Source organism: Saccharospirillum sp. MSK14-1 (assembly GCF_003054965.1).
Taxonomy (GTDB): domain Bacteria; phylum Pseudomonadota; class Gammaproteobacteria; order Pseudomonadales; family Natronospirillaceae; genus Saccharospirillum.
Map to the genome: position 1 here is coordinate 552,156 of NZ_MIES01000033.1, position 14,564 is coordinate 566,719.

12 protein-coding genes and 1 riboswitch are annotated in these 14,564 nt (G+C 57.1%); of the genes, 10 read left to right on the forward strand and 2 right to left on the reverse strand.

The genetic code is table 11. The features are described 5' to 3' along the window. Positions 1 to 98 precede the first annotated feature (98 nt). Positions 99 to 1,121, forward strand: coding sequence for a LacI family DNA-binding transcriptional regulator (locus BGP77_RS11570; RefSeq protein ID WP_108164888.1), 1,023 nt, complete (start codon positions 99 to 101; stop codon positions 1,119 to 1,121). A 14-nt stretch (positions 1,122 to 1,135) separates the two neighbouring features. Here BGP77_RS11570 and BGP77_RS11575 read toward each other — a convergent pair whose 3' ends face one another. Continuing rightward, complete coding sequence (locus tag BGP77_RS11575; protein ID WP_108164889.1) at positions 1,136 to 2,554, reverse strand: glycoside hydrolase family 9 protein; 1,419 nt, start codon at positions 2,552 to 2,554, stop codon at positions 1,136 to 1,138. 316 nt (positions 2,555 to 2,870) lie between these two features. On the opposite strand from BGP77_RS11575, the gene BGP77_RS11580 reads away from it, so the two are divergent. The 5 genes from BGP77_RS11580 to BGP77_RS11600 all read left to right on the forward strand — a co-directional run bounded on the left by BGP77_RS11580 (position 2,871) and on the right by BGP77_RS11600 (position 8,326). After that, positions 2,871 to 4,082 carry an extracellular solute-binding protein gene (locus BGP77_RS11580; RefSeq protein ID WP_108164890.1) on the forward strand — a complete coding sequence of 404 codons (1,212 nt, stop codon included), beginning with the start codon at positions 2,871 to 2,873 and terminating at the stop codon, positions 4,080 to 4,082. 73 nt (positions 4,083 to 4,155) lie between these two features. Next, positions 4,156 to 5,139 (forward strand): carbohydrate ABC transporter permease, encoded by a 984-nt coding sequence (locus BGP77_RS11585; protein WP_108164891.1) that lies wholly within the window; start codon positions 4,156 to 4,158, stop codon positions 5,137 to 5,139. Between the two features lies 1 nt (position 5,140). After that, complete coding sequence (locus BGP77_RS11590; protein WP_233252349.1) at positions 5,141 to 6,028, forward strand: carbohydrate ABC transporter permease; 888 nt, start codon at positions 5,141 to 5,143, stop codon at positions 6,026 to 6,028. Between the two features lie 39 nt (positions 6,029 to 6,067). Beyond that, entirely contained in the window at positions 6,068 to 7,405 is a 1,338-nt protein-coding gene (locus BGP77_RS11595; protein ID WP_108164892.1) for a GH1 family beta-glucosidase, read from the forward strand. A gap of 102 nt (positions 7,406 to 7,507) precedes the next feature. Then, positions 7,508 to 8,326, forward strand: coding sequence for an ABC transporter substrate-binding protein (locus BGP77_RS11600; protein ID WP_108164893.1), 819 nt, complete (start codon positions 7,508 to 7,510; stop codon positions 8,324 to 8,326). A gap of 9 nt (positions 8,327 to 8,335) precedes the next feature. On the opposite strand, the gene BGP77_RS11605 is transcribed toward BGP77_RS11600, so the two are convergent. Next, positions 8,336 to 9,394, reverse strand: a complete 1,059-nt coding sequence (locus BGP77_RS11605) for a Gfo/Idh/MocA family oxidoreductase (protein ID WP_108164894.1) — start codon at positions 9,392 to 9,394, stop codon at positions 8,336 to 8,338. Positions 9,395 to 9,595: 201 nt separating this feature from the next. On the opposite strand from BGP77_RS11605, the gene BGP77_RS11610 reads away from it, so the two are divergent. The 4 genes from BGP77_RS11610 (at position 9,596) to BGP77_RS11625 (ending at position 14,298) form a co-directional block, all read left to right on the forward strand. Further along, positions 9,596 to 10,834, forward strand: coding sequence for an imelysin family protein (locus BGP77_RS11610; RefSeq protein WP_108164895.1), 1,239 nt, complete (start codon positions 9,596 to 9,598; stop codon positions 10,832 to 10,834). A gap of 67 nt (positions 10,835 to 10,901) precedes the next feature. Further along, on the forward strand, positions 10,902 to 12,311 hold the full coding sequence (locus BGP77_RS11615) for a di-heme oxidoredictase family protein (protein ID WP_108164896.1): 1,410 nt from the start codon (positions 10,902 to 10,904) through the stop codon (positions 12,309 to 12,311). 12 nt (positions 12,312 to 12,323) lie between these two features. Continuing rightward, positions 12,324 to 13,265 (forward strand): imelysin family protein, encoded by a 942-nt coding sequence (locus tag BGP77_RS11620; RefSeq protein ID WP_108164897.1) that lies wholly within the window; start codon positions 12,324 to 12,326, stop codon positions 13,263 to 13,265. Next, positions 13,255 to 14,298 carry a DUF1513 domain-containing protein gene (locus tag BGP77_RS11625; protein ID WP_108164898.1) on the forward strand — a complete coding sequence of 348 codons (1,044 nt, stop codon included), beginning with the start codon at positions 13,255 to 13,257 and terminating at the stop codon, positions 14,296 to 14,298. The genes BGP77_RS11620 and BGP77_RS11625 overlap by 11 nt, the downstream gene beginning before the upstream one ends. A 61-nt stretch (positions 14,299 to 14,359) precedes the next feature. After that, a riboswitch (FMN riboswitch) is annotated at positions 14,360 to 14,541 on the forward strand. The last annotated feature ends 23 nt before the right edge of the window (positions 14,542 to 14,564 follow it).

The following is a 14,564-nucleotide window of genomic DNA, read 5'->3' on the forward strand; positions in this document are numbered from 1 at the left end:
ATGACGCCAGAAAGCAAGCCTTGGCTGAAAGCGAGGGCAGAGTGGTGTAGGCTTGCCGACTGCTTTGCTTACCGTTCAGACAAGAGGACGTCCGCTCGATGGCCACCATCCGAGAAGTATCCAAACACGCACAGGTATCGGTGGCGACGGTCTCGCGCGTGGTTAACGGCAACAAATGGGTGGCCGAATCGACCCGGCAGCGTGTGCTCGAGGCCATGGCTGAGCTGGGCTATCAACCGAATTCCTTTGCGCGCAGTCTGGCGACCAATAAGTCGGAAACCATTGGCATGGTGGTCGGCGATCTGGCCGGTCCTTTCTTTGGTGAAATGATGCAGTTCGCCGAACAGGCGGTGCGTGATGCGGGCAAGCACCTGATCATCACCAGCGGTCACAGTACCCTCGAAGAAGAGCGCGATGCGGTTCAGTTTCTGCTCAAACGACGCTGCGATGCGTTGATTCTGCATCTGGACTTAATTCCGGATGCGGAAATTATTGAGTTGTCAAAACGCGAATCGACGCCCGCGATTCTGGTGAACCGTCTGGTGCCAGAACTGGCCGAACAGTGCGTCTACCTGGATAACGAAGCGGGTGGTCGTCTGGCCACCGAGCATCTGTTGCAGCAAGGCCACCGCCGCATTGCGTGCGTGACCGGGCCACTCTATAAAGCGGATGCCCGAGAGCGTTTAGCCGGTTATCGCCGCGCCTTGGATGCCGCTGGTTTGCCTTACGATGAGCAATTGGTGGTCGAAGGTGACTTTATGGAACCGGGTGGTGAAGTGGCCGTGACAACGCTGTTGCAGCGTAAGGTGGATTTCAGTGCGGTGGTGGTGGGCAACGATCTGATGGCCATCGGTGCCTACAACGGTTTTAAGCAAGCGGGGTTGCGCATCCCCGAAGACGTCAGTCTGGTGGGATACGATGATGTGCTGATGGCCGGGTATCTGGAGCCGCCGCTGACAACCGTTCGCGTACCGGTAGCCGAGTTTGGCAGTGAGGCCGGTCGCCTGGCGTTAAAACTGGGTGAAGGCATCGACTGTGAGATTCATAACCGCTTTATGCCGACCCTGATCGAACGTGGCTCTACGCTGATCAACCCAGCTTCCTCTCCGAAAACGGCCTGAACGGGCCGCGCGATTCAGCGTGGCCCGGCCACCAATAACGACAGATAGCAGGCCCAGGCGGCCTGCCATTCGATGCTGACTGCGTGGCTGTCGGGTGGTGCGCTGTGCTCGTTGTTGACCGGCGGTTTGACCGATGGTCCCCGCACCAGCATGCCCGGTGCTGCCGCTAAGGCGCCTGAGGTCAGAGGCGCAAAACTCGGACGGTGCACTTGCGTATCGGCCGCACCGGTGGTCCAGATGGTGGCATCGGGATTGTGACCAAAAAACCAGGGGCTCAGATCGAAGGCGGTGTCGTACCAGTGCGGGCGTCCGGTCAGTTGATGCAACCAAAGCAGTTGAGTTCCCAGGGTTGCCAGCGTGCCATTGTGATCGTCCGCAGGCGTATCATTGTGGCCATTGAGACGACCATAAGGGTGTCTGAGCTGGCGCTCACGTTCGCGCTGAAAGGTCTTCTCCATGCGTGTTAACAAGGCATCTTTGAGGGTGCTGTCCTGTTCAGGCATGGCCAGATAGTTAAACACCGCCAGGAAGTTTAACTGTTGCCAACCCGGTTGGGCGTCGCCCAATCGAGCGCTGCCTGCTAATTCCCACAACCGATAATACTGTCGATCGCTCAGTGGTCGTGGATCGCTCCAGTGACGGGCGACGTTGGCCCACAATCGGTTGTCGCGTTCATCGATGTCCGGGTACGCCCCGCCCAAGCCGTCTTTGTGAGGCGTCGTCGGCGACGGGATGGATTCCAGGTGGGTGCTGAGAAATTGATCGGCCTGGTGTGCCGCTTTTCGGCAACGCTGCGCTAATAACCCGTCTTCGGGCAAAGCCGAGCGTTCAAAGGCGCGCGCGGCCAGATGAAGGGTGGCACTGAAGTTTGCCGTTGCTGCCGTACTGATGGGCATTAACCAGCGGGTTCGATGATCCGCCTCGGGTGCCTCGCTGGGGGCTTCACTGTCGGTGCTGCTCAGTTGGTGGTGAACCGCACCATCGCCGCGTTGCATGGCCAATAAAAACCGCAGTTGGGGGCGAACCAGATCCAGAATCGCCGGGCGCTCCGGATGGTAATTGTGCAGCGGTTGAATGCGCTCAGGCAGCGCTTGTGGCCGGATCATCCAGGTCAGTAATGGCAGTGCAATCGACCAGGCGGCGGTGACGCTGTAATGACCGTAATCCGGTCCATCGTACCAGCCGCCACTGAGGTCCCGCCGGTCGTCGAGGTCATACACCGGCGCCTGTTTATCTTGCTGGTGTGCGCCCGGGTAAGCATCGCTGTTGAACCAATGAAAGGCGCCCCAGGCCAGGTCTCGGTGCAGACGATAACGCTCCGCCGCGTGTCCGACGGCGCAAAGATTTCGGTGGCTCTGTTCGACAACACCGACCGTCAGAGCGGAGCTGTCTTGCATCTGGGCTTTTGCGTTGGCATTGGATTGGAGCGTCATACCGAGCTCTTTTTATAAGGTGTGAAAAACCTGAATCCTGAAATGGTTCAGGTTTGCGCCGGGTTAGACGATGGTCACGCTTGACACGCCTGCCGGCCGAATTTAGGGTAACTGTAAACGGTTACAGTATCTCTGTCCAACTCGGGCAAAGGTCACAATAAGAACCATCGGATGTGCCAATTTGGCCGCCGGACCGTTTACCGTCTGAGGCTTTCTTCGGCGAGCACGGGGTTTGAAACTTCGCTCAGACAACGCCAGTCGTATCCGCTTTTCGGCGGCCGACGACAACAAAAACAACAATGGTTGGAGGCAACCAATGAACCTCAAGCGCAATCTTGGTATCGCTATGGCCGTCGCTGGTCTGGCGGGCACAACCCTGGCTGCAGATCTTCGTTTTGACGGCTATCCCGACTACGACAGCCAGCTGGAAGCCATCCTCGGTGGGTTTCCGCAGCACAATGTCGAATTGCTGATGAACGAGCACGGCGGTCATCACGACAAACTCAAAACCAACCTGGCCACCGGCAGTGGCGCCGGCGATGTGGTGCTGGTGGACCGTGGTTTTGTAGGCTCCTTTATCAATTCTGGCGGCTTTGTTGATCTGACCGATCGCTTTGCGCCTTACAAAGATGATTTTGCCGAATACGCCGTGGCTCAAGGTCAGGGCGCGGATGGTCGTCAGTATGCGGTACCGGTCGATTTGGGCCCGGGCGTCATGTATTACCGCCGCGACTATATGGAAGACAAAGGCTATGACGTCGATAACGTCATTGATGATTGGGACAGCTATCTCGACTACGGCCGTGAACTGAAAGAAGACGGCATTTTGCTGATTGGTGATGCCACGGCCGTTGCCACTGCGTATTGGAACTTTAATGTTGAGCCGGGCAATGGTCTGTTCTTCGATGCCGATGGTGAACCGCTGGTCACCGGTCCGCGTTTCCAGCGTGCCTTTGAACTGGCGAAAGCGGTCCGTGATGAAGGCATGGATGGTCAGATCTCTGAGTGGACCGAAGAGTGGTATGCCGGTTTCCGCGAAGGCCGCTTTGCCACTCAGTTGTCCGGTGCCTGGCTGCTGGGTCACCTGCAAAACTGGATGGCGCCGGAAACGTCCGGTAACTGGGGCGTGAGTAATCTGCCCGACGGCATTTACGGCACCTGGGGCGGCTCTTTCCTTGCCATTCCCAAGCAGTCTGAACATCAGCAAGCCGCCTGGGACCTGGTTGAATACATGATCAGTGAAGACATCCAGCGCGCGGGTTTTGAAAACATCGCCGCCTTCCCGGCGCACACTGAAACCTATGACGACCCGATGTTTGATGAGTCGATCGAATTCCTGCGCGGTCAACAGGCGCGCTTGTTGTTTGCCGACATCGCTGAAAACATCGAGCCGGTGCAGCCGCACGAAGGTGACCAGATTGCCGAGTCGCTGATGACCACGGCTTTGGAGCAAGTGCTCAATGACGGTGTCGATATCGATACTGCCCTGGCCAACGCAGAGCGTCAGATTCGTCGTCGCGTGCGTTGATTAACCCGAGCCGGTTATCCGGCTCTGAACACCCTCTGGCCTGTCATCTGGCAGGCCTTGTCAGGTCCGTTTTATGAGTACAACCAAGCAGTCTTCTGTGACCTCGGAGCCGGATCAGCGCTGGCGTCGGTTCTGGTCAAAAAGCACACCTTACTGGTTTATGTCACCGTACATTCTGATCTTCGGTGTGTTCGGAATTTTTCCCGTTTTCTTTATGATTTTTCTGTCCTTCCACACCTGGAACCCGGTGCAGGGTTTGGGGTCGATGGAATTCGTCGGGCTGGAAAATTATGCGTTGGGGTTAACCGACCCGACGTTGTGGCAAACCTTGTGGAATACCATCTTGATGGCGTTGTATTCCGGCGTACCTCAGCATCTGGTGGCGTTGCCACTGGCCTTTTTGTTGGTGCAGCTGGGTAAGCGTGCGCGGCATTGGCTGACCACGGCCTATTTTCTGCCCTACGTCACTTCAACCATCGCCATCTCAATGATTTTCTACATCATGTATTCGCGCGACAGCGGCATCATTAACCAGGCGTTGATGGGCCTGGCCAACTGGCCGGTCACTGCTTGGGCATTTGGCTGGTTAAATCATTTCCTGCCCATCGGCTGGGTGCAGGAAAATTCGGTGATTCGTTATTCCGTCGCCTTCGTGGTGTTCTGGAAATACGTGGGTTTTAACACCGTGATATACACCGCCGGACTGGCGACCATTTCCGATGAGTTGTACGAAGCGGCAACCATGGATGGCGCGTCCGCGTGGCAGCGTTTTCGGCATATTGCGTTGCCCTTGTTGCGGCCCTTTATCTTTTTTGCGGTGACGCTGACCATCATCGGCAACATGAATCTGTTCGATGAGCCCTATGTGTTGACGCGGGGTCTGCAGTTCGCGTCGACCAATGGTATGACCGTCTCCAACTATCTGTATCGCGTTGCCTGGGAGTGGCTTGATATGGGCGGAGCGGCCGCTATTTCCTGGATTCTGTTTGTTGTGATCGGCATTTTTACCGGTCTGTATTTCTGGTTCTTTGGCCGTCGCGGCCTGGGAGGCGACTGAGATGGCCATCGATACCTTTGCCGATGACTGGCAACAAACGAGCAAAGCAGATTTGACTCGACGATTTATGAAACTGCTGTTGCGGGCTGCGATGTGGGCGGCGTTGCTGACAGCCGTTTTTCTGACGGTTTTTCCATTTTTCTGGTCATTGTTGATGGCCACGCACGATCGCAGCACCATGTTTGGCAGCGGCTTGAATCTGGCCATCGGTGATCAGTTGGCGAACAACTACCAACGCTTGCTCGATGCGATGGATTTCTGGGTCGGTATGCTGAATTCCTTCTCGGTGTCGGTCGTTGGAACGGCTGCTTCGTTATTGTTCTGCAGCATGTGTGGTTATGCTCTGGCGGTGTTTAAATTCCGCGGCCGTAACGTGCTGTTCACCATGATGATCTGCTCAATGATGTTGCCGCCGATATTGACGCTGATTCCGTATTATATGGTGATCGATGCGCTCGGCCTGACTAACACCCACCTGGCCGTTTGGTTGCCGTTTTCAATCAATCCGTTTGGCATATTTTTAATGCGTCAGTATGTCATGGCCTCGGTGCCGAAGGATTTATTGGAAGCGGCGCGCCTGGACGGTGCCAATGCCTTTCGGACCTATTGGAGTGTCGCGCTGCCGTTGTTGCGTCCGGGTTTGGCAACCTTGGCCATCGTTCAGTTCGTGTTCTTATGGAATAACTTTTTGCAGCCACTGGTGGTGCTGACCAGCAGCGACAAAATGGTCATCACTCAGATGTTGCGCAGTGTGCAGGGTGTGCCCAATACCCCTTGGGGCGCGTTGATGCTCGGCACCTTTATTTCCATCTTGCCGCTGGTGTCGATCTACATGCTCGCCAGTCGACAAATGATTCATGGCCTGACCAGTGGCGCTGTTAAAAACTGATTTTCCAGGCCGTGAGGCCGCTCATTTTTGGAGAGTGTTATGAGTTTTAATTTACCCGCGAATTCGCCGTTGGCGCAGAAAGACTTCTTGTTTGGCGTTGCCACAGCGTCCTTCCAGATTGAAGGGGCAGCCCACGAAGATGGTCGCGGCGAAAGTATCTGGGATCGTTTTTGTGCGACCCCGGGTAAAGTGCTGGGAGGTGACAACGGCGACGTTGCCTGTGATCACTATCATCGTTGGCCGGACGATCTGGACTTAATTCAATCACTGGGCTTCGATGCGTATCGTTTCTCCATTGCCTGGCCGCGCATTGAACCGCAGCCGGGTGTTTGGAATCAGGCCGGTTTCGATTTTTATGATCGTCTGGTGGATGGCATGCTCGAGCGCGGTATTCGTCCGGTCGCGACTCTCTACCATTGGGACTTGCCGCAGTATCTGGGTGACCGTGGCGGTTGGGTTAACCGCGATACGGCGTATCGCTTTGCCGATTACGCGGATCAGATTACGCGGGTGTTGGGGGATCGGGTCGAAAGTTATGCGACCTTGAACGAGCCCTGGTGCGCCGGTTTTCTGAGCTATCGTCTCGGTGTTCATGCGCCGGGTTTAAAAGACGATCGTCTGGGTTTCCAGGCGGCGCATCATCTGTTGCTGGGTCATGGTCTGGCATTGCCGGCAATGCGCGCCAACGCTCCGAAGGCGGATCACGGCATCGTGCTGAACTTTACGCCCGCCTACGCGGCGACGGACAGCGCCGAAGATAAAGCCGCGGCGGATTATTCCGATGAAGAAAACAGTCATTGGTATCTGCAACCGCTGCTGACGGGTGAATACCCTCAAGCGGTTCGCGAACGCCATCCGGAATGGATGCCAACGGTATACCCGGGTGACATGGACATTCTGGCGCGACCGATCGACTTCCTGGGTATCAACTTCTATACCCGTGCTGTGGTTCGTGCCGGCGACAACAGCGACTACGAATCGATTGAGCAAGACGCCCCTAAAACGGACATCGGCTGGGAAATTTATCCGCAGGCGTTGACCGATTTGATGACCGGTTTCAATGCCCGCTACGACAACCTGCCACCGATTTACATCAGCGAAAACGGCGCGGCCGATAACACCGGCATTGTTGATGGTGCAGTGGATGATCAGCTGCGTGTTGGTTATTACGATCAACATTTGCAGGCGGTGCACAATGCCATTGCAGCCGGAGTCGATGTGCGTGGCTATTTCGCCTGGAGTCTGATGGATAACTTTGAATGGGCTGAAGGTTACAGCCAGCGGTTTGGCATTGTGCATGTCGATTACGACACCCTGGTGCGTACCCCTAAACGCAGCTCGGCGGTGTTCAAAGACTGGCTGGCGCAGCGTCGCTGAACCGAATTAGGCAGTTGTGATTGCCTCCGGGCACTTCTAGTATGTGATCTCTACGATCGGGACAAGGAGCGTCTCCCAGTCTTCTTGCTCGGGAGTATTGTCATGTTCAGTGTCCAGGGGCGGTTTGTACTGTTCTGGTTAGGGCTGTGCTCGCTGTCGGTACCGTTACCCGCGGTCGCATCCAATTGTGATCGGTTGTTGGCGACCGGTAATCCGGATTATCCGCCTTATTTATGGCGTTCGACGGAGGATGAAAACGCCTTAGTCGGCGCCAATCAGCAGTTGCTTGAGGAAGTCGGGCAACGACTGGGCATTCCTATCGAGGTGGTTTATACCGGTTCCTGGTCTCGAGCTCAGGAAGAAGTACGAGCAGGCCGAGTCGACTTGATTGCCGGCGCGTTCTTAACCAAACCCCGCCTGCAATATATGGACTATATCCATCCTGCTTTTTACACCACTCGCAGTCTGGTCTGGACGCGCCAGGATCAAACGCTGACGTATCAGGACTGGGCCGACCTGAGCCGCTGGCAGGGCATCAGCCTGATTAATAACAGCCTGGGTCAGGATTTCGACAGCTACGCCCGCGAACATCTGAACATCGACAGTGTGGCGACACTCGATCAAGCCATGCGCATGCTGGTTCAGGGTCGGGTGGATTATCTGCTCTACGAAGAGTTTCCGGCCGCCGCTTACGCTGAGCGACTGGGCTTTACCGGCCAGTTGCGGTCACTGGAACCACCCATCAGCCAGGAACAGCTGTTCCTGACGTTGTCGCATCGCTCGCCGTGCAACACGGGAGCGTTACGTGGCGAGCTGGCGCACATTCTGACCGAAGTGATCGAAGACGGCACCGCTCAGCGCTTGCTGTCGACAGGCCTCACGGATTGGCAGAACCGACAGCGCGGCGCTGACGCCGAATAACGCATCGAATCAGCTGTGCGTCGGCCGCTGATACGTCCAATCCAGACGCTGACCCAGGCGGGCGGATTCTTCTGCACGTTCTAAGGTGTAGAGCAGTGCGCAAGCATCGTCCAAGCTGACCGGGGCGGCGCCTTGTCCGGTGATCGCCTGGGCCAGGTGTTGGTAAAAGTGCCGGTAATCGCCGGGCGTGGGTGTGGCGTGCTGCAAGCCATCAAGGGTAGCGAGTTCGCCATTTTGCGGCGCACCAAGATTGGGGTACGCCGGATCGGTCGGCGCCTGATCGGCACGCAACGCTTCCTCTTGCGGATCCAGCCCCCAGCACTGCCAGCCACCGCCTTCAAAGCGGGCATTAAAGCGACGCATGGCGCCCGCTTCATAGGGTGTTGAGCCCAGCACCACTTCGCAGTCGGCGTAGTGCAGCTGCAGTTCAAACCAATCGGTCGTCTGGCTGCCGGTGCGCAAGGTTCTCAGGTTTGCGGTCAGCGCTTCAGGCGCGCCGAGCAGGTGCAAGGCCTGATCAATCAAGTGCGGCCCCAGATCCCAGAAGATGCCACTGCCATCACCGGGCTGTTCCCGCCAACGCGACTGCGGTTGTGGACGAAAACGATCAAAACGTGATTCCAGGTGTTTCAATTGGCCCAGCGGTGCCTCGCTGCGCAGTGTTTTCAGGTGCAAGAAATCGCCATCAAAGCGACGGTTCTGGTAGACGCAAAGTATCCGTCCGGCGCGTTCGGCCCGCGCGGCCAGGTCTTCCATTTGCGTTAATTGAGTAACGGCGGGTTTTTCCAGCAGCACATGCTTGCCCGCGTCGAGTGCGGCTTTGGCCAACGGATAGTGTTGATCGTTGGGAGCGGTGATGACGATCAGGTCGAGATGATCGTTAGCGATTAAATCTTTGGCGCCCGCTACGACCTGGCAGTCAGGGTAGCGCGCCTGAACGGTATCGGCTTGTCGGCTGGCGACGGCATCCAGCGAAAATGCATCCAGTGCATCGATAAAGGGGGCGTGAAACACGCGACCGGACAAGCCATAACCGATCAGTCCAGAACGAATGGGACCCTGAGTCATCTTAGCTCCTTGAGTGTGTCGAGCCGCCTATTAGGCCGAAAGCAGGTCCGGTGCTGCAAGTTTCAAAGGGTAACGATCCAATTCCGGTTGCTCTTGCTAATGCAAGTCATTATCATTAATGACGATTATTTTACATCTATTACGCGGATCGCAGTCCCTCGTTATTTCATACAACTATTTTCATAAAACAAGGAGTTACCCATGCATCGCTTGTTCATCGTCCCGCTGACGGCCTGTTCCCTGGCTTTTGGCGTCGCTCATGCCGCTGCACCCAGTAAGGATGCTGTTGTTGAGCAATACGCAGATGTGGCTTTGACCACCTACCAGGCGTCATTGACGTCGGCCAAAGCGCTGGAGCGCGCGATTGAACGCTTTGTGGGTGCGCCCTCGGCAGCCGGCCTGCAAGCCGCCAAAGATGCCTGGATTGACGCGCGTGAAGATTATCAGCAATCGGAAGTCTTTCGTTTTGGTAACCCAGTGGTTGATGACTGGGAAGGTCAGTTGAACGCCTGGCCGCTGGATGAAGGGTTGATTGACTACGTGGACGACAGCTACGTTCACGAGCTGGGTAACCCGGGCGCGACCGCTAACCTGATCGCGGCGGACAGTGTTCAGGTGGGTTCACAGCAGTTGGACGTGACCACGCTGTCACCGGAACTGCTGGCGTCGCTGAATGAGCTGGGCGGCTCGGAAGCCAACGTTGCAACGGGTTACCACGCGGTGGAATTTTTGCTGTGGGGTCAGGATTTGAACGGCACCAATGCCGGTGCCGGTGAGCGTCCGTACACCGACTTCGTGGTGGGTGCGGATTGCACCAACGATCATTGCCATCGCCGTCGTGCCTATTTGCAGGCGACCATGGATCTGTTGATCGCTGATCTGGAATTTATGGTGGATCAGTGGGCGCCGAATCAGTCCGATAATTATCGCGCTGCGTTGCTGAGCGAGCCGACCGACAACGCCTTGCGTCGTGTTTTCTACGGCATGGGCAGCCTGGCGCTGGGTGAGTTGGCCGGTGAGCGGATGAAGGTGGCGCTGTCGGCGTTCTCCACTGAAGACGAACACGACTGTTTCTCCGACAACACCCACAACTCTCACTTCTATAACGCTCGCGGTATTCGCAATGTGTACCGTGGTGAGTTTGGCGACGAAGACGGCAGTTCCATCCGAGGTTATCTGCAGGCGAACGATCCGCAATTGGCCGAGCGTGCCGATGCCGCCTTTGCCGATGTGGATGCCGCTATGAGCAAGCTGGTTGCATCCGCCGAGCAGGACAATGTTCATTTCGATCAGCTGATCGCCATGGACAATACCGAAGGCCATGCGTTGGTTCAGTCCGCCATCGATGCCTTGGTTGCCGAAGCGCGCATTATTGAAGAGATGGCATTGGCGATGGATATTGATCGTCTCAATCCGGATAATGCCGACCATCAGTTCTAACGGGATTCGGGGTTGGTTGATCCGGCCCCGACTTCGTATGGCTTCGCCTATCATGAAGTGAGCGCACATGAACCTTGTGACTCCAGGCCGCCACCGGTTTCGGTTGGGCGGCTTCGTTGTTTCTGTCTTGTTGGCATTACCGTCGGCAGCCGATCTGCCCATGACCGGTGGTGATACCACCGTCCACAGCACCGGCGTTAATGCGTTTTCATTGCCAGCGGCCAATCTGTCGTTCGAGCAACGGCTGGATTTCAGCGTCGGTAATTCGTTTTTCCGCAATCCCTGGATACCGGCCCCGGCGACCACCACGGCACGCGATGGTCTGGGGCCGTTGTTCAATACCAACGCCTGTCAGAGTTGCCATATTAAAGATGGGCGCGGCCATTTGCCGGAAAGCGATGCCGATAATGCGGTTTCCATGTTGGTTCGTCTGAGTATTCCAGCGGATGACAGCGTGGCCGAAGACTGGATTGCCCGTCATGGTGTGATACCGGAGCCGACCTATGGTGGTCAGTTTCAGGATGCCAGCATTCCCGGCACGCAACCGGAAGGGCGTGTGACGATCGAATTCACCGATCACAAACATCACCTACTTGATGGCTCTGAGGTGATGCTGCGTCGACCTGCGCCGGTCTTCACACAGTTAAGTGCGGGCGATATGCATCCGGATACGCGCGTGTCCGTGCGCCTTGCCCCGGCGATGATTGGTCTGGGACTGCTCGAAGCCGTGGCCGAAGAGGAGGTGTTGGCCTGGGCCGACCCTGACGACGCCAACGGCGACGGTGTTTCAGGACGCGCCAATCGCGTCTGGGATGTGCAGAGCCAATCACAGGCGTTGGGGCGCTTTGGCTGGAAAGCCGGCCAGCCAACGTTGCGGCAGCAGAATGCGGCGGCGTTCAATGGTGATTTGGGGCTGACCAGCGAATTGTTTCGCAGTGAAAACTGTTCACCGCGTCAGCCAATTTGTGCGCAGTCGGTCAACGGTGGTGATCCGGAAGTGCGCACTGAGTTACTCGATGCAGTGACGTTTTATTCCGGCCATTTGGCAGTGCCGGCTCAGCGCAATCATGACCGGCCCGAGGTACAGCGCGGTGAAGCACTGTTCAGTGATACCGGCTGTGCGGCTTGTCATCGACCGACCATGACGACTGGAACCTTGCCAGATCGGCCTGCGTTATCGAATCAAACCTTTCACCCCTTTACCGATTTGTTGTTGCACGATATGGGTCCGGGTCTTGCGGATAATCGTGCTGAATTTGTCGCCAGTGGCACCGAATGGCGCACTCCGCCGCTGTGGGGCATTGGTCTGGTCCCGACGGTGAATGGTCATCAGCAATTGCTGCACGATGGTCGGGCGAGTTCGGTGTTCGAAGCGATTTTATGGCACGACGGTGAAGCCCGAGCGAGCCGTGAGGCGTTTGAAACCTTGTCTGAGGAGCAGCGTGCGGCGCTGATTGAGTTTGTTAACTCCCTGTAGGAGTAGTGAGTGATGCGTTATCTGGGTGTGGTATTTCTGGCTGTGGTGTTACCGGTGCACGCAGCCTGGCTGGACGAGTGGGAAGCGGCACAGAATCAGGCAGTGTTGGATTGGCAAGCGGCCGCGTCTGAATTGGCCGAGCAAGTGCAGATCGCCTGTGCTGATCGGGAATTTTTATCAGCAGAGCAACGCCAGTCGGTGCAACCGGCTTGGCAGCACCTGGTCTCACAGTGGGGCGTGATCACTACTCAGTCGCCCGCGGTGATCGATGAGCTGGGGTTGGGTTACCGGGTCGCCTTCTGGCCGGACAGTCGTGGCATTGTCGGTCGACAAATGCAGACGCATCAACAAGAACGGGCTGAGGGAACCTACCAGTCGTTGCAGTTAGCCGGCCATGGTATTCAGGCGGTGGATTGGTTGCTGGCGCAACCGGAACCGGACTGTGTGCTGTTGCTGGATTGGGCTGAGGTGTATCAGGGCTATCTGGACCAAATTACCGAGCAATTGCCGTTGCGGCTGACACCGGCTGATCGTGCGCTGACGCTGGCGACCAACGATCTCTACGCGCAGGCCAGTCGCATCAATCAGCGCTTGCGAGAAGTCATACCTGAAGCCGACGGCCGTTATCGCCCCTTTATGGGCGACGTTTCTGAAACGGGCCAATCGCTGACCTTAGTGAAGGCGGCGTTGAATGATCTGGCGCGGCGCATTGTCGAGGTCACCGATGGTTTCCCGGACGATTCTCAGGACCGCACCGCCGATTCACTCAGCAGCGATGTGCAGCAATTGGCGGATCAATTACCCGAGGGCTGGCCAATGGATGATGCCGAGGCAGCGTGGGACATCAGTACACGCATCCGCGCGGTGAATGTCGCGGTGGAGACGTGGCTCAGCGATGACGTGGCGGCGCGGTATTCCTTATTGATCGGGTTCAACAATCAAGATGGCGATTGATCGGCGCACCTTTTTAACGCTGGCGGGGCTGTCCGCTTTAGCGCCCTGGGTTCGAGCCCAGGGACAGCAGCGAATATGGCTGGGAAGTGCTCACGGTTTGGACGATGGCTACTACTTGGCCGCTCTGAACAGTGACGGACAGCTGCGCTATCGCACGCCTTTGCCCGGTCGTGCTCATGGCTTTGCGGTTGATTCCGTGCAGCCGCGCGCCTGGGTATTTGCGCGTCGGCCGGGTCAATGGGCGGGGTTATTCAACCCGGCGGATGGTCAGCTGCAGCAGCAACTGACACCACCAGAGCAACGTATTTTTGTCGGCCACGGTTGCTGGCAGGGCGACGAATGTTGGATACCCTTAGGCCACGCTCAAACCAGTGCCGTGCATCTGGCGAAGTGGTCAGCAACCGCCGATGACTGGGTTGAAGACCTGCCTTTACCGGGCATTGGGGCGCATCAAATTGTGGCCCACCCATCCGGTGGCGCGGCGCTCGCCGTGGGCGGTCTGGGCAATGGCGTTCGCCAGGGTGACACCCATTTTTCCAGTGCTTTGTTACTGCTCGATGAGCGGGGCGGCGTGCGCGCTGAATTGCCGTCACCAGGGCCGGGGTTTTCTGTGCGGCATTTGGATGTGGACGCCGACTGGGTGTACGTCGGATTGCAGTATTACGGCCCTGGTCGCACCGATTTGCCGTTGGTGTACCGAGTCAGTTGGCACCAACCGAGTTGGCAAGCACTGACTGCCGAACCCTGGCACTGGCTGCAAATGAACAATTACATCGCCAGTGTGGTGGCGTACCCGGGTGGGGTGAGTGTCAGTTCGCCCAAGGGGCATCATTTGCTGCATTGGCGCAATGGACAGCCGGTTGCGGCCGAGCCCATGCGCGACATTGCCATGCTTGCCGAGGCCGACGGGGATCTTTGGGCAGCCAATGGCTTAGGCCAATGGCGCACCCGCACGACGCAGGGTGGGGGCGTGCAAGCCCAGGGGCAGCTGAATCTGGCCTGGGACAATCACGGCGATGTCGCTTGGCTGTGAACGACTCGTTCGAATTTACTGCATTGTTTGAGCGCAACACGCGGCGTAACATAAAGGCGTTGTTCAACTTCAGGGCGGGGTGAAAGTCCCCACCGGTGGTAGTGCGATCGGGTAGGTGCCCAATTCGCAGAGCCCACGAGCGCCTGTTTTGTGTGATGCAAAGCAGGGTCAGCAGATCAGGTGCAGTGATTCATTCACTCATTCCTGAGCCGACGGTGATAGTCCGGATGAAAGAAGTTGATCGCAGCATCGCCGTTGGGCGATGG